Raw genomic sequence first — 18,963 nt, 5'->3', positions numbered from 1 at the left:
TACAAGTAATTTAAATCCATCCGCCATCCATTGTAAGAATTTGACCAGTGAGGTAGTCTGGTGCATCTGCAACCATGCAGATCATCTGGGCTGCCTCTTCTTTTGTGCCCTCACGTCCGGAAGGTATTTCATCTGCGAGTGCATCAGCCTCCTCCTTTGACAGCCAGGCATTCATCGGTGTTTCAATCGCACCAAAAGCGATGGCATTTACCTGAATATTACTAGGAGCCAGTTCTTTAGCGAGTGCTTTTGTAAAACTGTTAATTGCACCCTTGCTTGCAGAGTAGACAGCCTCACAAGAGGCACCGACATTGCCCCATACAGAGGAAATATTTATGATGCGTCCGTGGTGACGATGTACCATGGATGGGATGACAAGATGACATAAATTCATGACAGAACCGATATTGACATTCATTACACGCTGCCACTCATCAGGTGTCATATCTTGGAAAAGACCGATATGGGAGATTCCGGCATTGTTTATTAAAAGATCAATAGGACCAAAATGTTCATTTGCCTCTGTTAAAAGTGATTTGCATGATTCATAGTCTGATACATCCGCTAAGATAGATAAAACCTCAGCTCCCCTTTCTCTTCCCTCATCTTCGATCTTTTTTAATCCTTCCCTATTTTTCCGAGAAACCAAAATTAAACGATTATTTGGGTTAGCAAAAGCAATGGCAGTTGCTGCACCGATACCAGAGGAAGCCCCTGTAATTAAAATTGTTCGTAACATAAAATCTCCATTCTGCTGTCATAAAAACAGCTTGTAATATCTTGGTAAGAGGCTGAGGTGAACTGCTTTACACTCTCGTAGCCTGCTGGGTTTTCTAACTGTGCCCCAATTAGTATATCATAAAAAGGACACAATAAAAACGCCCCTTGACAAGCATTTTCTATGTGATATAATCAAAATGGAGTTGTAATAATATTGTAACAATTTAACTGATATTATGTTTTTGTACCTGCAGGCAAGATGGCAGGCTACGGGAAGGTACAGGTTTTTGAGATATGAATAAATTATGCAGGAATGCGCTGGCATCCTGTCTGGCTGCGACATTTGCAGTTGGAGGAGGCATTGCAGTACCGGCAGCATCAGGCGCGTCGCTTGAACAGGATACAGCTGTGGCAGGCATGGCGGTTTCTCTCGATAACTACTATGCAAGCAGCCAGACGCCTGAAGCAGATATTATGGATTATATTCGTTATATAGTTGCTTCAGCACAGGAGAAAAAGATCATCCCAGTTTTTACTGTAAATGCGACGACGAAAGAAGATGGTTCCGTTGTATTTGGAACTAGCTTGGTATCAAAGGATGCCAGCGAAAAGGAAGAAGGACTTGTCAGTGTAATGGCAAGCTTAAATGTTAGAAATAAGCCATCTGTATCAAGCAATGTGATCGGATATTTATACAGCAATTGTGTTGTTTCTATTTATGATACTGTTGATAACAGTGAAGGCAGCTGGTATCTGATCAAAAGTGGAGATGTAGAGGGTTATGTGTCATCTGATTATGTATTAACAGGTGCAGCTGCAAAGGCGAGCGATGAGGATCTTACAAACCGTTATGCAAAGGTAAAAGCCAATACAGCGGTTGTTTACAGTTCAGCATCAAGCGGTGCCGATAGTGTTGGCAATGTTTACAAGGATGGTGATTATAAGGTTCTTGCAATTCAGAACGGATTTGTAAAGATTGCAGTTAACGAAGAATTTGCCGGATTTGTTAAAGCAAAGGATGTTTCTTTATATACACGTCATGCAGAGGCAGTAGCAATCACTGATCAGATGGTAAAAAATCAGTTGGACAGCTATCTTGTAGATATTCGCGATGCAGAGGCAATTTTTGAAAAGCGTATGGCAGCAGCAGATTATCAGGCAGCTTACAACGCAAGTACATATGCATATCAGCTTTGGGAATATTACATAAATGATGCTTCTAACGCAGGTTATGCAGACTTAGTAACAACAGCAAAGAGCGAGCAGAAAAAGACAGCCGACATGGTAGCGCGTGCGACAGCAGCGTTAAATGGTGAGACAGTTGCAGAGACGTCAACGGAGGTACCTACTACTACTACGACAGTGGCAGCTACGTCTGCTGAGGAAACGACAACAAGCTCACAGGCACAGACTTCATCAAGCGAAGCAGAAGAAACGCAGCCAGATCAGACAGAGTCGACAGCACCAACTACAGTAGAAGATACCACGACTACGACAGCTGAGCAGACAACACCAACTACAGTAGAGGATACCACGACTACGACAGCTGAGCAGACAACGCCGACTACAGTAGAGGATACCACAACTACAACAGCTGATAATACTACTCCTTCAGAGACTGTAAAAGCAATTCAGGGTATTGAGGCATTTTATACTGGAAGCAGTAAGACAGAAGGACAGGTACTCAGTGCAAGTGAGCTGTATATTGTTGTTACTTACACAGATGGAACAACACAGACAGTAACAGAAGGCTTAAGCTGTGAGCAGGTTGGCATGATGTTAAGTGCAGGCTGGAACACTGTTACTGTAAGCTATCAGGGATTCTCTTCTTCATTTGATTTAAATGTGGCAACAGTTGAGGCTTCTTCAGAAACACAGCCGTCAGATGTTCCATCATCAGAGACAGTACCTGATGAGACAACCACTACAGTTGAAGAAACTGCTCCATCATCAGAGGCAGAGACAACCACCACAGTTGAGGAAACAGTTCCATCATCAGAGACAGAGACAACCACCACAACAGCGGCAGAAACTACTACCACAACAGTTGAAGCGACAACAACAACAGCGGCAGAGACTACTACCACACAGGAAATTACAACTCCATCAAACAATTCAACACCGCTTCGTGATTCAATTGTTAATTATGCATTAGGCTGGGTAGGTCAGTGCAATTATGTATACGGCGGCACCGATCTTTCTATTGGCGGTTCCGTAGACTGCTCTGGATTTACTATGCAGGTATACAGCAGAGTGGCAGGCGTAAGCCTTCCGCATCACTCAATGTCACAGATGAATTGTGGTTCTGCTATCACTTACGATCAGCTTAGACCAGGTGATCTTGTATTTTACAATAATCCGAACCATGTGGCAATTTACATCGGTAACGGTGCAATTGTTCATGCAGGTTCACCAGAGACTGGAATTAATATAACATCTGTATTCTTTAAGACACCGATAGGATATCGTACATATTTGCCGTAAAGAATACTAAAGTAAGGCGACACCCGAAAGGGTGTCGTTTTTATTTATAGAGAGAATATCCTTGCACTTTTTTATATTTGTGTTATCATAATATAATGATTAATTGTATGTCATTATTCGAACATGAAAGGTGAAGGGTATGAAAATAATAATTGCGGGCGTCGGAAAGGTTGGATCAACGCTGACTAGGCAGCTGAGCGCCTCAGGTTATGATATTACGCTTATTGATGTAAAGCAGCAGGTATTGGAAGCAAACGTAGAAAAATATGATGTAATGGCTGTTTTAGGAAATTGTGCCACTATGGAGACATTGCTTCAGGCAGGTGTAAACAATGCGGATCTTTTAATTGCAATGACTGGTGCAGATGAGTTAAATCTTCTGTGCAGCATGACTGCTCATGGAATCAATCCAAACATCCATACAATTGCAAGAATCTGTAATCCTGATTATACAGATCAGGTTTACAAAATGCAGAAAACATTTGCGCTGTCATTGACAGTAAATCCGGAAAAGCAGGCTGCAATCGAGATTGAACGACTGCTTAAATTTCCAGGCTTCTTAAAGAGAGACAGCTTTGCAAAGGGAAGAGTAGAGATCGTAGAGCTGCGTGTTGATGAAAGAAGCCGTTTGAGCAATGTTGCTCTTAGCGAATTGAATCGTGTAATAAAGTGCCGTGTTCTTGTATGTGCCGTGCTTAGAAGAGGTGATGTTGTAGCACCGGATGGAAGCTTTGTGCTTAGAGAGGGCGACAGAATCTTTGTTACGGCATCAACAGAAAGCTTGGCGACACTTCTTGATAATCTTGGAATTATAACAAAAAAGGTCAATCATGTTATGATCTGCGGCGGCGGACGTGTAAGCTATTATCTTGCTCAGCAGCTTGAAAAAGATGGCATGACGGTACGTTTGATCGAGAAGGATCCAAAGCATTGTGAGGAACTTGCAGCGCTTCTTCCTAAAACAGAGATTATCAATGATGATGCGAGCAATACATTTGTGCTGAAGCGTGAAAATCTTGAAAGCTGTGATGCACTTGTCACGGCAACTGGTATGGACGAGTTAAATATGATTATTTCTCTGTATGGAACTAAGCATGGTGTATCTCAGGTTATCACAAAGCTTGGTCATATGGAAAATGGCAGCATGATTGATCAGCTTCCGATTGGAAGTACGATCTGGCCGAAGGATCTTTGCTGTAACGGTATTGTGCGTTATATACGTGCAATGCACAATCAGACAGGAGCAGCCGTATCAGTTCATTCCATAGCAGATGGAAAGGCAGAGGCAATTGAGTTTCATGTTGAAGAGAAAAAGCCGTATTGTGATAAACCGTTAAAGAACATGAAAGTGAAGCAAAATATTCTTGTAGCCTGTATTACACACGGCGGCGTTACAGAGCTTCCAGGAGGAGATTCTGTTATTCGAGAGGGTGATACAGTTGTTGTTGTCACAACAAGAAATGATATTATCTATAAGCTTGACGATATTTTTGAAGCATAACAAATACAGTTTCTGCAAAAAAGGAGTTTTTTAATTATGAACTATAAAATGATGGGGCGGCTGATTGCGCAGATTCTGTTGGCGGAGGCGGCATTTATGGTGCCGGCACTGATTATAAGTCTGGTTGGTCAGGATAGTCAGGCAATTTTAGGATTTGCTTTAAGTATCCTTGTGATTTTAGCAGTGGCAGGCATGCTTATGTTTTTTGCAAGAAAAGCCAAAAAAGGCTTTTATGCAAGAGAAGGTATGGTTTGTGTCGGACTCGCGTGGATTGTAATGAGTCTTTTGGGCTGTCTTCCATTTTGGATTTCACGTGAAATTTCGTCTTATCTTGATGGATTATTTGAGATCGTATCTGGTTTTACGACAACAGGTGCATCTATTTTATCGAATGTAGAAGGTCTTTCAAATGGAATGCTTTACTGGAGAAGCTTTAGCCACTGGGTTGGCGGTATGGGTGTTCTTGTATTTTTACTTGCAGTTGTTCCTGTCAGCGGCCGAAATGATGGTTTTACAATGCATCTGCTTCGAGCAGAGAGCCCGGGACCTAATGTTGCAAAGCTTGTTCCAAGAATCAGAAGCACAGCCGGAATTTTATATATTTTGTACATTGTATTGACAGTAATAGATTTCCTGCTTTTGATTGTTGGAAAAATGCCTGTATTAGAGGCTGTGTGTACAGCATTTGGAACAGCCGGAACTGGTGGATTTGGTGTAAAAAATGATAGTATGGCAAGCTACAGTCCATATATTCAAAATGTATGTACAGTGTTCATGCTGCTGTTCGGTGTGAATTTTAGCTGCTATTATCTTTTGATAATGAAGCAGGTAAAGAGTGTATATAAAGATGAGGAACTTCGTCTTTATGTTGGAATGGTACTGGGCAGTGTGCTTTTGATTGTGATTAACCTGAGAGGCTTTTATGGAACACTTGAAGAGACAATACGCCACGCATTTTTCCAGGTGGCCAGTATTGTGACGACTACAGGTTTTGCTACCACAGACTTTGATTTGTGGCCAGGTTTTTCAAAGTCAATCCTATTATGTCTGATGGTAGTGGGTGCCTGTGCAGGAAGTACAGGCGGAGGCTTTAAGTGCGGAAGACTTTTGCTTGTCTTTAAGAGTCTTAGAAGAAACATCCAGAAAATGCTTCGTCCGCAGCGAATCCAGGCAGTGCGCAGCAACAAGCAGGTCGTATCAGAGAAGGTGCTTGAAAATACAAACGCCTATCTTGCTGCATATGTACTTATTATTATGTTTAGTCTGCTAGTTATTTCAATAGATGGTTTTTCTGTTGAAACTAATTTTTCAGCCGTACTTGCCTGCTTTAATAATATCGGACCAGGTCTTGAATTAGTAGGCCCGACATGTAACTTCTCAATTTATGGTCCGCTGGCAAAAATTGTACTAATTTTTGATATGCTGGCTGGACGATTGGAAATTTTCCCAATTTTGATTCTTTTGTCACGCGATACGTGGAGACGCTGATAAATATTAGTGACGAGAAATATAAAAAAGTGCCGTGGATGTCCATGGCACTTTTTTGATATGCATTAAAGCAATGTAATATTGTGCTTTTTTGCTTCCTTTCTGATATCAGCCGGCCAGATAGAGGACTGAACCTCACCGATGTGGGCACGGCGAAGGAAGAACATACAGATACGAGACTGACCAATACCGCCGCCAATAGTGTAAGGAAGTTCTTTATTTAGTATTGCCTTTTGGAAAGCAAGGTTGGCGCGCTCTGGGCAGCCAGCCTTCTCAAGCTGAGTGCGAAGAGAGTTCTCATCAACACGGATACCCATGGAGGAAAGCTCAAGAGCAATATCAAGAACTGGATAGTAGACAAGAATATCGGCGTTGAGTGCCCAGTCATCATAATCTGGTGCACGTCCGTCATGCGGCTCGCCATTTCCAAGCTTATCACCAATCTGCATCAGGCAGACAGCCTTTTTTTCTTTCGTGATCAGATATTCACGCTCCTTTGGAGTCTTGTCCGGGTACATGTCAAGTAGCTCCTGAGAAGTAATAAAGAAAATTTCCTTAGGAAGAATTTCTTCTATGTAATCATACTGGATTGCCATGTACATTTCTGTCTTTCTAAGTGTCTTGTATACATCACGGACAACGGACTTTAAAGTGTCGAGTGTTCGATCGTCTTTTGAGATGATTTTTTCCCAGTCCCACTGGTCAACAAAGATGGAGTGGATATTATCTGTAGTCTCATCACGGCGAATTGCGTTCATATCGGTGTAAAGACCTTCACCATTTGAGAAGCCATATTCCTTTAAAGCATAGCGCTTCCACTTTGCGAGAGAGTGTACAACCTCAGCATTAAAACCACTTTGCTCCTTAATGTCAAATGATACAGGGCGTTCAACACCATTTAAGTTGTCATTTAAGCCGGAAGCCGGATCAACAAACAGCGGTGCTGATACGCGAAGCAAATTTAGCTGTTTTGCGAGCAGATCCTGAAAGAAATCTTTGACTGTTTTGATGGCAATCTGTGTATCATGCAGATTTAAAGCTGGTTCATAGCCCTCTGGGATAATTAAGTGTTCCATAATTCCTCCAAGTAGATTTATTTAAACGGACATCAGATAATAGCTGCAGCCGTCTAGAAGTATGTTAAGATAGTGTGATGCTTTTGTCAACGGGTCTGTCCATTTCCAGTGATAACATATTTGTAAGCTGTCAGCTCACGAAGTCCCATTGGACCGCGCGCGTGAAGCTTCTGTGTTGAAATTCCCATTTCACAGCCAAGACCAAACTCACCTCCGTCAGTAAAGCGAGTTGATGCATTGACATAGACGGCAGCACTGTCCACAAGTGTTGTAAATAGAGCAGCAGTCTGTTCATTCTGTGTGATGATTGATTCACTGTGATGGGTAGAGTGGGAAGCAATATGTGCAATTGCTTCGTTCACATCACTTACGACATGCAAAGCGAGAATATAGTCGAGAAATTCCGTATCAAAATCATTCTCATCTGCAGGAGTACCATCAATAATTGAAAGAGCTTCTTTATCAAGGAGAAGCTTAGCAGGATGCTCGCGAGATGGGTCACACAAGCTTTTTTGCAGCATAGGAAGAAATTTCTTTGCCACATCACGGTGCACAAGACAAACCTCGGCAGCATTGCACACAGAAGGACGGCTCATTTTTGCATTTTCAACTATTCGCAGTGCCATGGAAAGGTTGGCATCCTTGTCCACATAGATATGGCAGATTCCAGTGCCTGTCTGAATACAAGGAACAAGCGCCTGCTCTACGCATGCCTTTATAAGTCCTGCACCGCCGCGTGGAATCAAAAGATCAATAAAACCAACGGCACGCATTAAGTCAAGTGCACTTTTTCGGCTTGTATCCTCAATCAGGTTTATGACCTGTTCATTTATGCCACAGCTATGAAGCCCTTTTTTAAGTGCAGTGACAATTGAAAAAGCACTGTGAAAGGCTTCCTTTCCTGTGCGAAGTACGCAGACATTTCCAGATTTTAAAGCTAGAGCAGCAGCATCCGATGTAACATTTGGGCGGCTTTCGTAAATAATAGCGATAACACCCATTGGCACAGAGACTTTTTGAATATGAAGTCCGTTTGGGCGAGTTTCATCAGAAAGAATGCGGCCAACAGGATCAGGAAGTGCAGCGACAGCACGGATGCCGTCTGCCATAGCGCGTATGCGTGATTCATCAAGCTTTAGTCGGTCAAGCATGACAGAAGATATAGTGTCCTTTGCTGCGTCCATATCTTTTTTATTTTCACAAAGAATAGAAGAAGTGTCAGCAATTAGTGCATCTGCCATAGCAAGAAGCGCTTTATTTTTTTCTTCACTTTTCAAAACCGCCAGAGAAGAAACAGCTGCCTTGGCTTCCTGTAAAATACATTTTGTTTCTTTCATAATGCGTTTAGTCCTTTCTTTTAAAGCATTTTTTTCTGCGCAAGAAAACGTGTTCCAGCTTGTTTTCCATCTGCGATATCATATAAGATAACAGGGTCAGCTCCATTTGCAATAACCATATCAATGCCATTTTCTGTTGCAATCTGTGCAGCCTGAATTTTTGTAGTCATGCCGCCAGTTCCAAGATTTGTGCCTGCACCAGAGGTCATAGCTTTAATTTCAGGTGTGATTTCACAAACAGTAGGAATAAGTGTGGCGGAAGGATCTTTTCTTGGATCAGCCGTAAACAGGCCGTCAATATCAGAAAGAAGCACGAGTAAATCAGCGTGAACAGTGCTTGCTACAATTGCGCTAAGTGTATCGTTGTCGCCAATTACAATTTCAGAAGTAGAGATTGTATCATTTTCATTGATAATTGGAATTGCGCCAAGAGAAAGCAGACGCTCCATTGTATTTTCCACATTTTGCCGTCTGTCATCGTGCTCAATATCTTCACTAGTTAAAAGGATTTGGGCAACTGTGTGATTATATTCACCAAAAAGCTTATCATATGTATACATAAGCTCACACTGACCTACAGCTGCTGCTGCCTGCTTTGTCGGCATATCAGACGGTCGCTCCTTTAATGAAAGCTTGCCGGCACCCATACCGATGGCACCAGATGAGACCATGACAATTTCATGTCCGGCATTTTTTAAATCACTGATTACCTTGCAGAGCACCTCTGTACGTCGTATATTAAGTCGTCCGGTGTTATGAGCAAGAGTGGAAGTACCAATTTTTATGACAATACGCATAGTGAAAACCATACCTTTCTGCTTTTGAAGTTAAATTTACTGTTACTATTTAGAAAATCATAGCTACATTTTACTTTAGTATAGCACAGTTGAAAAGGATATGTCATTAAAAATTTGCTGTTCAATCAAAAAAAATTGTGATATAATGGAAAAGATGGCGGGAAATCCCGACTGGAATAAAAAAGACAGGTGGATATTTTACTATGGAAGGCTTTTTATCTGTAAAAGAAGCAACGAAAAGCTATGCACAGGGGTGCAAAGCGAAGGCAGCTACATCGATTGGCAAGCTGTTTGGAAAAGCAATGTTAGCTGGAATGATGATTGGAATGGGTGCAGCAGCGAGCAGCGTGGCAGCACATTCTGTTGCAAATGTAGGACTTGCAAGACTTACTGCGGCAGTTGTATTCCCAGTAGGTTTGATGATGGTAATTCTGCTTGGGGCAGAGCTGTTTACTGGTGACTGTTTAATGGCACTTGGTGTTGCTGAAAAACATATTTCTGTGGCAGATTGCATTCGTGTTTTGGTACTTGTATTTCTTGGAAATTTTGCAGGAGCACTGATTTTTACAGCACTAGTTTACTGCAGCGGTCAGCTTGATTATTCAGCAGGCGGACTTGGTGCTTACACAATTAAGGTGGCATATGGAAAGGCAACACTGCCATTTGGCAAGGCATTTACATCTGGCATTCTTTGCAATATTTTAGTTTGCGCAGCTGTTTTGATGGCAATTTGCGCAAAAGATATCAGCGGAAAGCTGCTTGTATCTTTCTTTGTAATCATGCTGTTTGTAACAGCAGGCTTTGAGCACTGCGTTGCTAATATGTATTACATAACAGCAGGTCTGTTTTGCAAGATGAATCCAGACTACGTAAATAAAGCAATGGAACTGTATGGCTACACAGAAGCACAGTTATCACAGTTAAGCTGGGGAAGCTTTCTGATAAAAAATCTTATTCCGGTTACACTTGGAAATATAGTTGGTGGAATTTGTTGTATTGGACTTCCGCTTTTATATTTAAACCGCGAAAAAAAATAAAACAAGTAATATTAAGAGTCACGCTAAACTTTCGCGTGACTCTTTTTTTGAAAATTAGAATTTATTGTATTTGGTGCAGCTGTGCCATATTTTGGAGAATTGCAAGAAGCCGCTTTTGTGTGCGCGGTGTCTGCTCTAAAATCAAGTTATAGCATTCATTTGCAGCAGTCTCCTGTGAAGCCATTCCAGGTGTAATATATTCAACAAAACGCTCAATCGGTACATTAAGTGCGTAAGAAACACTTTCAAGTGTTGCTATCGTCGCATTTCGTTCACCGCGCTCAAGCTGACCGATATAGGTAAGATGAAGCCCAGAGCGCTTGGCAAGATCTTTACGGCTCATGTGCTTTGATGTTCGAATGGCATAAATTCGTTTTCCAACAGCTTCGGCAATATCAGACATAGTCAATCTCCTTGTTTTTAATTTTGCTTTTATGAATTCTACGAACCATTTGAGTTTAAGCACCATCAGCGCTCAAGGTTGATAATCTGCTTTAGCAGTTCATAAACAAGCTCATGTGATTGTGGCGGGAGTGTACAGATGATACTTCTGCAGTCAGCAGGAATGTTGGTTTTTGCCGTTTCTGTGACAATATCACTGTTGCCAACCAAGTCAGTTAAAGAAAGCTCAAGTGCACATGCAATCTTTTCAAGTGTATATAACGATGCATTTTTTACACCGCGCTCAAGCTGACCAATATATGCAGGATGAAGTCCACAGCATTCAGCAAGCTCTTCAAGTGTCAAATTTTTTGCTTTTCTTGCTTTTCGGATCCTTTTTCCAACAATTAACGTAAATTCAGACATATCAGTTTTCTCTTCCTTTTTCTTCATTCATGTAAATACTACAAAAATAAATCTGTAAAAATATGAGTTTACAGATTTAAGATAGCAAGATTGTTAATTTATATACTATAAATTGCAAAGAACACGGTAAAGAAACCGATAGTATCAATTATCGTAAAATAGATACTATAAATTTTAAAATTCCATTGGCGTGTGATAAGATACATTAATTATTTTTTACATGAATTGTAAGAAATCTTTAAAACATAATAAAAGAGAAAAATGGTATGATAAGTTAAAGAACAGGATAACTGATATATTGTTTTTGTTTTAGACAGGAGGCGGAGAATATTGAGAAGAAAAAAAGAACCGCATAAAAATAAAAGAAGAGGTCTTAGCCTAAAGCCACTTATTATAGGAATGTCTGCCTGTGTGGTACTGCTTGGAGGCGTGCTGTTATGGGCAGTGTTAGGAAGTGTTCGACTAGAGCCAGAGAGTGGACATGGATTAGGTATTGTGGATGCTGTTAATACGATGGGACTTCAAAAAAAGACACAGGAACTAGCAGCAAAGCCATCGGCAGCATCATCGGAAAGTCAGACACTTACAGCAAATGAAACGGATGCTGAAGAAATTAAGGATAAGGAAGCAGAAGATCAAAAGGCTGAACAGACGCTTGAAGAGGAATCAACAGACGCTTTAGCTTATCAGCAGATTAACGAGGCTACTATGGCAAACTCAAAATCAGGTGTCGCAGATGTGACACAGCTTACAGATGTCGCAGCAGATGATGTGCGTCTTTGGATTGAAGCATATACGTATGGAAACTGGCCGTACCTAGAGGGAGAGCCGGTGACTAAAGAAGTACAGGATGAGATTCTTGCAAGAAGAAATTTAGAGGGAATCTTGGATCCTATTACACTTAAGTATGGTGTTATCACACAAAATGCGGCAGTTCGAGCTTTTCCAACATGGAAAAAAGCATCCACTTCATTAGATGCACATTCATTTGATTATTTTCAAGAAAGTATGCTTATGACAGGAGAAGCAGCAGTGATCGTTCATCAGACTGCAGACGGAATCTGGAGTTTTGTACAGGCACAAAATTATAGAGGCTGGGTAGAAACAGATAAAATCGCATGCTGCACACTTGACGAATTAAAAAAATGGCAGGAGACTAAACGAGCTGTTGTGACAGATGCCAGACTGACACTCGCAGGTACCAATGTAACACTTCGCATGGGAACAGCACTTCCGGCAAAGGAGGAATCTGAAGGCATACTTATGGTATCCATCCCACAGAAAGATGACAAAGGCCAACTTGTGATAACAAATGTTGAGACTGCTCAGGATGGCATTCATTTTGGCTATCTTGATATGACTCAGGAAAATATTCTTGATCAGGCTAAAAAGTTAGTTGGAATGGCTTATGGCTGGGGAGATTCTAATGGAGATATGGATTGCTCTTCAACAATGAATGCCATTTATAGATGTTTTGGAATCATTTTGCCAAGAAATACAGGCAGCATGGCACAGACAGGAACACAAATTGTATCACTTGAAGGCATGACACAGGAAGAAAAGCTGGAAAAAATTCAGTCTATGAAGCCAGGAACGCTGCTTGTAATGAAAAATCATGTGGTTATGTATATCGGACAGGAAAATGGAGAAGATTTGATTCTTCATAACTTTACAACATGTATGGCCGAGGATGGTGTCAGCACAAAAGAGGTCTACCAATGTCAGATTACACAGCTAAATCTTGTAACAGCAGCCGGCACACAATATCTTGATGCCTATGCAACAGCAATTTGTTTTCCTGAAGATTGATTTATTCACGCATTTTTGTTAGAACAACGCCATACTTGACCCATTTTTTTACTTCATCTTCATTATAGGGATCAATATAGAATGATTCGCCATATCCGTTAATTGGCTGAAGAATACGGGGAACCTGCTGAATAAAACGGCGCAGGTAGGCACGGCCATTTTCAGTGTTTAAAAAAATGGTAGTATCGCCATCGCGCGGAGGACGGCGTGAGATGAGCAGAATATCTCCCATATGGTAAACGGGAGTTAAATGATTAGAAGTGACTTCAACTCCGGCATTGATTTGTGAACCATAGCGTTTTCGATAAGGTGCAATGTTTACTTTACGGACGTTTGCAGAATCCCATATCATGCCATCCTCGCAATTGCCTGTTGGAATCAAAACAGTCAGGTAATCGTCAGTATTTTCTTCTTTACTTGCTGAAAATGCAAGCTCAAAATCTATTATGCCCTCTATGAATGAGCATTGAGTATCAGACAGCTTCATAAACTTTGAAATTGCATTTAGCTTAGGCGAATCAAAATCGAAAAATTCAAATAGCAGCTTGCCGGTTAGTTCATACAGGCGCTGAGCCAGAAAAAGGTTCGGACGTCTATACTGACCGGCAATTAGTTTTTTATAATTGGACACAGACATATCAAGTTTCTGAGCCATCTGCGCCTGTGTCAGATTGAGCCTGACACGTTCCTTTTCAATGTTATCAATAAAATTTAATAGAATTTTTTGCTGTGTCATAAAATTGTATAGTCTCTTTCGTATAGTTTTCGGTACTTTGTACATGTGTAGAAACGACTAAAAGTGTAATTTTAGCTACCATACTACAAATTACATGTGATACGATAGTTTCATTCCAAGACGTTGTATTTTTTAGTCTTCATGGTAATAGAATACTTCAAATGGGAAAAAATAACAAGAGTGAAATGGGAGGAATTGTAAAATGATTGACAAACAGCTAAAGGCAATGATGGACAAAAAGGGATTGACACTAGAGAAACTGTCTATGCTGTCGAATGTCCCAATCGAAACGATTCGTAATATCATTTACAGGAGAGCGAGAAATCCAAGAGTAGACACACTTTTGGCACTTAGCCGTACATTGGATGTATCAATGGAAAGCCTGATGGGGGAAAGTCCGCGAGAGGAGGAAGAACAGCTTTTATTTGCTTATCGTGAAAGCGGAGAGCATGGAAAGAAATTTATACGTGCAATCGCAGAAATTGAAGCGCAGTGGCAGGCAGGAGTATATGTAAACGAGGAACGTGAGATTCCATGTCTGATTCCGGCAGTGGAAACATCAGATGGAGCAGCTTTTTCAAGCTTTGATGTAGAACATGTAAAGACAGCCTGTGAAAACGTATATATGGCGATGCGTCTTCCAAACGATCATTTTTCACCGAGATATTGTAAAAATGATGTTTTATTGTTATCAGATAAATTTCCAAATGAGGGAGAAAATGCATTGTTTTTATATAATCATCGTCTGTACTTTCGCCAATTCCATATTTCAGAAAAAGGATATGCATTAAATACTATTAATGGAAGAGGGACTGCGCTTAGGTTTAGAAGAATGGACAGCTGCAGACTAATTGGAACATGTATGGCAGTACAGTAATTATTTTTGTACAAAATCGCGTACATAGCGAATAATCGCGTAATTGTGAGCAAAAACGGGTAGACAGTTTATAATTATACATGATACAATAGCCATCGTGTGCGCTGTAAAGGCGAAAAAAACGCACAAAATGAGGGGGATAGTTTCATGGAAGATCTGAAACCGATGCTGTTTACCTGTCTGAAGAAATATTCGAAGGAACAGTTCATTAAGGATCTGATTGCCGGAATCATTGTGGCAATCATTGCGCTGCCGCTGTCAATTGCGTTAGCGCTTGCATCTGGCGTAGGCCCAGAGCGCGGAATTTATACGGCAGTTATAGCTGGATTTGTGATTTCCTTTTTGGGAGGAAGTCAGGTACAAATTGCAGGACCGACAGCTGCGTTTGCAACTATTGTTGCAGGAATCGTAGCAGATCAGGGAATGGATGGCTTAGCTGTGGCAACCATTCTGGCAGGAATCATTTTAATTTTAATGGGATTTTGCCGCCTTGGTTCACTGATTAAGTTTATTCCTTATACTATTACGACTGGTTTCACGGCAGGTATTGCTGTGACAATTGCGATTGGACAGCTTAAGGATTTTTGTGGTGTTACAATTCCGGCAGGAATGCCTACAATTGAGACAATGGAAAAGCTGGAAGGCTTTTTAGCGGGAATAGGCACACTAAACTGGCATGCTGTTTTTGTGGGAGCAGTATGTCTGGCAATTCTTATTTTTATGCCAAAGGTAAAGATGCTTGCGAAGATTCCACCGTCATTAGCAGCTGTTGCAGTTGGTATTTTAATGGTGAAGCTGATGCCGATTCAGGTAAATACAATTGGCGATCTGTATACAATAAACAGCAGCCTTCCATCATTCCATTTGCCAAAGCTTAGCCTTGAAGTAATTCAGAAGGCACTTCCAAATGCATTCACAATTGCAATTTTGGCAGCAATCGAATCACTTCTTTCATGTGTGGTGGCAGACGGCATGATTAATGGAAATCACCGTTCCAACATGGAACTTGCTGCACAGGGAGCAGGAAATGTTGCATCTGCGCTTTTTGGAGGAATCCCGGCAACAGGTGCGATTGCACGTACTGCAGCAAACATTAAAAATGGAGGCCGCACACCTGTAGCTGGAATGGTACACGCTGTTGTATTATTTTTAGTGCTTCTTGTGCTGATGCCATATGCCGGCTGGATTCCTATGCCGACGATTGCTGCAATTTTATTTATTGTTGCTTATAACATGTGTCAGTGGCGTCCATTTGTGCGTCTTGTAAAGACGGCACCAAAAAGTGATATTGCAGTGCTTGTCATTACATTTATGTTGACAGTTGTATTTGATCTTGTTGTTGCGATTGAAGTTGGCATGGTACTGGCTTGTCTTTTATTTATGAAGCGCATGAGTGATGAGACAGGTGTGCGTAACTGGAGTCATACAGATGAGATTTCTGATGAGGTTCGCGATGCAGAGCGTGCGCGTATGCGCGATATTCCATCATCAATCAGTGTATGCGAGATTACAGGTCCATTGTTTTTTGGTGCTGCAGATCAGATTGGTCTGATTGCAGTAACAGAAAAGACAAAATGCCTGATTCTTAGAATGAGAGGTGTTCCGGCACTTGACAGTACTGCAATGAACTCATTAACGTCTCTTTATGAGAAATGCAGGAAAAAGAAGATAACGCTCATTCTTTCACATGTAAACGATCAGCCAATGCGTGTTATTAGAAAGGCTGGCTTTGACACATTAATTGGAAAAGAAAATTTTAGCCCGAATATTGATGCAGCAATTGAAATGGCAGAAAAGATTACTTCAAATCGATAAGTGTTTTTGAGGTAAGTTTATCTGCAAATTGTACCGCTTCGGCAAAGGCCTGTATGCGATAAGGATCTTTGCCGGGGCGGTCTTTTTCTAAAAATTCCACACCAGATGATACGTCCACACCATCAGGATGCAAAAAAAAGATCGCATTTGAAACATTTTCAGGTGCCAGCCCGCCGGCCAGCATGAAAAGCTTTTTTGATCTGGGAAGATTTTTTAGCAGAGTCCAATCAAATGTTTTGCCGCTTCCAGGTTTAGCTGCATCAAATACAAAGCCAGCGACAGACGGACATGACTGCCAGTAGTTATAGCTGTCAATATCAGAGACATTAAATGCTTTTAATATAGGAAGAGAAAACTTACTTGTATATTCGCAGATGGACTTAGCAGTTTTTATATCAAGATCGGCAGGATCACCATGAATTTGAATAAGGTCAAAGTCGGCCTCTGCAATTTGGCGTATTTGTGCAAGTGTTGGTGAGACTGTCACGGCGACTGTTTTTATTTCAGGCAGAAGTGCTGACTTTATTTTTTTTGCCTGATCAAGTGAGATATTCCGTTTGCTTTTAGGGAAAAAAACGACCATGCCTGCAAAATCTGCATGAATTTGATTGAGATAATCAGCCTCTTTTTCTTTTGTAAGTCCGCAAATCTTGATTTTAGTAGCCTGTTTTTTCATTGTTATAATCCAGATCCTTTCTTTTTTTGTTTATCATAGTGGAAAATAAAGAGGATAGCAAGTACTTTTGGTATAGTTTATATCAATATCAAACCATTGAGAAAATCTTCTTTTCATGAAGTAAAATCCATGCTATACTTACGTTAAATGAGCTCGACAAACAAGCTGTAGTGGGGAGTGAACAGAGCATCATTAAGAAACAGACATCTGCAGTATAACAGCGATGCGACAGAACACACCATATAGAGGAAAGAGGAATCAAAAAATAATGAAAGTAAATGAAATATTGTCAAATGGAAAAATCACACTGTCTTTTGAGGTATTTCCACCAAAGACAGATGCACAGTTTGAGTCAGTTCGTCAGGCAACGATTGACGTTGCTGCATTAAAGCCAAGCTATATGAGCGTTACATATGGAGCAGGTGGAAACACAAGAAAGAATACTGTTGCAATTGCAAAAGGGATTCAGGATACAACTGGCGTAACAACGATTGCCCATTTAACATGTGTAGGCGCAACAAAGGAAAATATTCATAATACATTAGATGAGATGAAGGCAGCAGGAATTGAAAATGTGCTGGCTCTGCGCGGTGATCGTCCGAGAGATTTTGAGGGAGATCCATTTGTTGATTTTCATTATGCGTCAGAACTTGTATCTGAAATCAAAGCCTATGGCGATTTCTGTGTAGGAGGAGCCTGCTATCCGGAGGGACATGTCGAGGCAGCAAATAAAAGTGAGGACATTATAAACCTTAAGAAGAAGGTTGATGCCGGATGTGAGTTTTTGACAACGCAGATGTTTTTTGACAACAATATTTTCTTTAACTTCTTGTATCGTGTCAGAGAACAGGGCATAAGTGTTCCTGTGATTCCAGGTATCATGCCAATCACACGAGCAAAGCAGGTGGAGACTGCACGTGATCTTTCTGGATGCAGTATGCCGCAGCGCTTTTTAAATCTGGTTGATCGTTTTGGTTCCAACCCGAAGGCAATGGAGCAGGCAGGTATAGCCTATGCAACTGATCAGATCATTGATCTGATTGCAAACGGAATCAACCACATTCACGTATATTCTATGAATAAGCCGCAGATTGCAGAGGCTATTCAGAAGAATCTTTCGGAGATTTTAAAATGATTGATATAAATCAGATGAGAGAACGCGAGATTATTCGCTATCTCGGCTACAAAAAGATACAGCCGGACGAACAGGTTATGATGTTAATTTATCAGTGCATGGAAGATGTTGCGCGGACGGCTCAGCCGCGCCATATATATCGGCGTTTTGCACTTACACATCTGTCTGCAGGTCATATGCAGGCAGGTGGTGTGGAGCTTTTAAGCAACAGTCTGGAACGAAACTTAAAAGACTGCAGCGAGGTCATTTTCTTTGCGGCAACGCTTGGTCACGAAATAGATCGTTTGATGGAACGTTATTTGAGATTAAATATCACAAAGGCAGCAGTACTTCAGTCCACGGCAGCAGAGGCCATAGAGTGCTATTGCAACTTGTGTCAAAAGAATATTGAAAAAGAGGCTGCGAAAGACGGCCTTTTTGTGCGTCCAAGGTATAGTCCTGGTTACGGAGATCTGTCTTTGGATGTGCAGTCATCATTTTTGAAGGCACTTAATGCACAGAAAACAATAGGTCTATTTCTTTCGGAAGGCGGCGTAATGCAGCCTGAAAAATCTGTTACAGCTTTGATGGGCTTAAGCCATATCAGAACAGGATGCGTCACAGAAGGATGCGAGGCCTGCAGCAAAAAAGACTGCAGCTTTCGCCGTGATGCATAAGCAGCAAACAGA

The 18,963-nt window shown here is 41.1% G+C and carries 17 protein-coding genes; 9 read left to right on the top strand and 8 right to left on the bottom strand.

Annotated features, from left to right (window positions below):
• Nucleotides 1–10 precede the first annotated feature (10 nt).
• Nucleotides 11–739 (bottom strand): SDR family NAD(P)-dependent oxidoreductase, encoded by a 729-nt coding sequence (locus tag WJP93_RS06365; protein ID WP_337547356.1) that lies wholly within the window; start codon nt 737–739, stop codon nt 11–13.
• A 275-nt stretch (nt 740–1,014) separates the two neighbouring features.
• On the opposite strand from WJP93_RS06365, the gene WJP93_RS06360 reads away from it, so the two are divergent.
• From WJP93_RS06360 to WJP93_RS06350, 3 genes are all read left to right on the top strand, one after another.
• The gene (locus WJP93_RS06360; RefSeq protein ID WP_308730759.1) at nt 1,015–3,204 is read left to right on the top strand and encodes a C40 family peptidase; all 2,190 of its coding nucleotides are present in this window, start codon (nt 1,015–1,017) and stop codon (nt 3,202–3,204) included.
• A 139-nt stretch (nt 3,205–3,343) separates the two neighbouring features.
• Nucleotides 3,344–4,705, top strand: a complete 1,362-nt coding sequence (gene trkA, locus WJP93_RS06355; RefSeq protein WP_337547355.1) for a Trk system potassium transporter TrkA — start codon at nt 3,344–3,346, stop codon at nt 4,703–4,705.
• Between the two features lie 36 nt (nt 4,706–4,741).
• Nucleotides 4,742–6,193 (top strand): TrkH family potassium uptake protein, encoded by a 1,452-nt coding sequence (locus WJP93_RS06350; RefSeq protein ID WP_308730757.1) that lies wholly within the window; start codon nt 4,742–4,744, stop codon nt 6,191–6,193.
• A 65-nt stretch (nt 6,194–6,258) separates the two neighbouring features.
• Here the strand turns inward: WJP93_RS06350 and asnA are convergent, their stop codons facing one another.
• The 3 genes from asnA to proB form a co-directional block, all read right to left on the bottom strand.
• Nucleotides 6,259–7,269: an aspartate--ammonia ligase gene (asnA, locus tag WJP93_RS06345; protein ID WP_308730756.1), complete on the bottom strand. Its 1,011-nt coding sequence runs from the start codon at nt 7,267–7,269 to the stop codon at nt 6,259–6,261.
• Nucleotides 7,270–7,355: 86 nt separating this feature from the next.
• Complete coding sequence (locus WJP93_RS06340) at nt 7,356–8,606, bottom strand: glutamate-5-semialdehyde dehydrogenase (RefSeq protein ID WP_337547354.1); 1,251 nt, start codon at nt 8,604–8,606, stop codon at nt 7,356–7,358.
• A gap of 20 nt (nt 8,607–8,626) precedes the next feature.
• The gene (gene proB, locus WJP93_RS06335; protein WP_337547353.1) at nt 8,627–9,403 is read right to left on the bottom strand and encodes a glutamate 5-kinase; all 777 of its coding nucleotides are present in this window, start codon (nt 9,401–9,403) and stop codon (nt 8,627–8,629) included.
• 203 nt (nt 9,404–9,606) lie between these two features.
• Here proB and WJP93_RS06330 point away from each other — a divergent pair, with 203 nt between their 5' ends.
• The gene (locus WJP93_RS06330; RefSeq protein ID WP_262536841.1) at nt 9,607–10,440 is read left to right on the top strand and encodes a formate/nitrite transporter family protein; all 834 of its coding nucleotides are present in this window, start codon (nt 9,607–9,609) and stop codon (nt 10,438–10,440) included.
• Nucleotides 10,441–10,501: 61 nt separating this feature from the next.
• Here WJP93_RS06330 and WJP93_RS06325 read toward each other — a convergent pair whose 3' ends face one another.
• Nucleotides 10,502–10,843 (bottom strand): helix-turn-helix transcriptional regulator, encoded by a 342-nt coding sequence (locus WJP93_RS06325; protein ID WP_118616482.1) that lies wholly within the window; start codon nt 10,841–10,843, stop codon nt 10,502–10,504.
• A gap of 65 nt (nt 10,844–10,908) precedes the next feature.
• Nucleotides 10,909–11,247, bottom strand: a complete 339-nt coding sequence (locus tag WJP93_RS06320) for a helix-turn-helix transcriptional regulator (RefSeq protein WP_337547352.1) — start codon at nt 11,245–11,247, stop codon at nt 10,909–10,911.
• Nucleotides 11,248–11,577: 330 nt separating this feature from the next.
• Between WJP93_RS06320 and WJP93_RS06315 the strand changes: the two genes are divergently transcribed.
• Nucleotides 11,578–13,056 (top strand): SH3 domain-containing protein, encoded by a 1,479-nt coding sequence (locus tag WJP93_RS06315; protein ID WP_337547351.1) that lies wholly within the window; start codon nt 11,578–11,580, stop codon nt 13,054–13,056.
• Between the two features lies 1 nt (nt 13,057).
• Here the strand turns inward: WJP93_RS06315 and WJP93_RS06310 are convergent, their stop codons facing one another.
• The gene (locus WJP93_RS06310; protein WP_262536834.1) at nt 13,058–13,792 is read right to left on the bottom strand and encodes a helix-turn-helix transcriptional regulator; all 735 of its coding nucleotides are present in this window, start codon (nt 13,790–13,792) and stop codon (nt 13,058–13,060) included.
• A gap of 202 nt (nt 13,793–13,994) precedes the next feature.
• Between WJP93_RS06310 and WJP93_RS06305 the strand changes: the two genes are divergently transcribed.
• Together WJP93_RS06305 and WJP93_RS06300 are read left to right on the top strand one after the other, a co-directional pair.
• A complete protein-coding gene (locus WJP93_RS06305) occupies nt 13,995–14,669 on the top strand; it encodes a helix-turn-helix transcriptional regulator (protein WP_337547350.1) in 675 nt (224 codons plus the stop codon).
• A gap of 147 nt (nt 14,670–14,816) precedes the next feature.
• Complete coding sequence (locus WJP93_RS06300; protein WP_337547349.1) at nt 14,817–16,484, top strand: SulP family inorganic anion transporter; 1,668 nt, start codon at nt 14,817–14,819, stop codon at nt 16,482–16,484.
• On the opposite strand, the gene WJP93_RS06295 is transcribed toward WJP93_RS06300, so the two are convergent.
• A complete protein-coding gene (locus WJP93_RS06295) occupies nt 16,468–17,160 on the bottom strand; it encodes a phosphoribosylanthranilate isomerase (RefSeq protein WP_337547348.1) in 693 nt (230 codons plus the stop codon). The genes WJP93_RS06300 and WJP93_RS06295 overlap by 17 nt on opposite strands.
• A 268-nt stretch (nt 17,161–17,428) precedes the next feature.
• Between WJP93_RS06295 and metF the strand changes: the two genes are divergently transcribed.
• Complete coding sequence (gene metF / locus WJP93_RS06290) at nt 17,429–18,295, top strand: methylenetetrahydrofolate reductase [NAD(P)H] (protein WP_118615000.1); 867 nt, start codon at nt 17,429–17,431, stop codon at nt 18,293–18,295.
• The gene (locus tag WJP93_RS06285; protein WP_337547347.1) at nt 18,292–18,951 is read left to right on the top strand and encodes a Vitamin B12 dependent methionine synthase activation subunit; all 660 of its coding nucleotides are present in this window, start codon (nt 18,292–18,294) and stop codon (nt 18,949–18,951) included. The genes metF and WJP93_RS06285 overlap by 4 nt, the downstream gene beginning before the upstream one ends.
• Nucleotides 18,952–18,963: the final 12 nt, after the last annotated feature.

It is taken from the genome of Anthropogastromicrobium sp., assembly GCF_037349415.1.
GTDB lineage: Bacteria > Bacillota > Clostridia > Lachnospirales > Lachnospiraceae > Anthropogastromicrobium > Anthropogastromicrobium aceti.
This window is presented reverse-complemented; position numbering and strand designations above follow the sequence as displayed.

Excerpts from the sequence above, each read along its gene's own strand:
- WJP93_RS06365 (WP_337547356.1), bottom strand. The coding sequence starts at position 739 with ATGTTACGAACAATTTTAATTACAGGGGCTTCCTCTGGTATCGGTGCA.
- WJP93_RS06360 (WP_308730759.1), top strand. The coding sequence starts at position 1,015 with ATGAATAAATTATGCAGGAATGCGCTGGCATCCTGTCTGGCTGCGACA.
- trkA (WP_337547355.1), top strand. The coding sequence starts at position 3,344 with ATGAAAATAATAATTGCGGGCGTCGGAAAGGTTGGATCAACGCTGACT.
- WJP93_RS06350 (WP_308730757.1), top strand. The coding sequence starts at position 4,742 with ATGAACTATAAAATGATGGGGCGGCTGATTGCGCAGATTCTGTTGGCG.
- asnA (WP_308730756.1), bottom strand. The coding sequence starts at position 7,269 with ATGGAACACTTAATTATCCCAGAGGGCTATGAACCAGCTTTAAATCTG.
- WJP93_RS06340 (WP_337547354.1), bottom strand. The coding sequence starts at position 8,606 with ATGAAAGAAACAAAATGTATTTTACAGGAAGCCAAGGCAGCTGTTTCT.
- proB (WP_337547353.1), bottom strand. The coding sequence starts at position 9,403 with ATGCGTATTGTCATAAAAATTGGTACTTCCACTCTTGCTCATAACACC.
- WJP93_RS06330 (WP_262536841.1), top strand. The coding sequence starts at position 9,607 with ATGGAAGGCTTTTTATCTGTAAAAGAAGCAACGAAAAGCTATGCACAG.
- WJP93_RS06325 (WP_118616482.1), bottom strand. The coding sequence starts at position 10,843 with ATGTCTGATATTGCCGAAGCTGTTGGAAAACGAATTTATGCCATTCGA.
- WJP93_RS06320 (WP_337547352.1), bottom strand. The coding sequence starts at position 11,247 with ATGTCTGAATTTACGTTAATTGTTGGAAAAAGGATCCGAAAAGCAAGA.
- WJP93_RS06310 (WP_262536834.1), bottom strand. The coding sequence starts at position 13,792 with ATGACACAGCAAAAAATTCTATTAAATTTTATTGATAACATTGAAAAG.
- WJP93_RS06305 (WP_337547350.1), top strand. The coding sequence starts at position 13,995 with ATGATTGACAAACAGCTAAAGGCAATGATGGACAAAAAGGGATTGACA.
- WJP93_RS06300 (WP_337547349.1), top strand. The coding sequence starts at position 14,817 with ATGGAAGATCTGAAACCGATGCTGTTTACCTGTCTGAAGAAATATTCG.
- WJP93_RS06295 (WP_337547348.1), bottom strand. The coding sequence starts at position 17,160 with ATGAAAAAACAGGCTACTAAAATCAAGATTTGCGGACTTACAAAAGAA.
- metF (WP_118615000.1), top strand. The coding sequence starts at position 17,429 with ATGAAAGTAAATGAAATATTGTCAAATGGAAAAATCACACTGTCTTTT.
- WJP93_RS06285 (WP_337547347.1), top strand. The coding sequence starts at position 18,292 with ATGATTGATATAAATCAGATGAGAGAACGCGAGATTATTCGCTATCTC.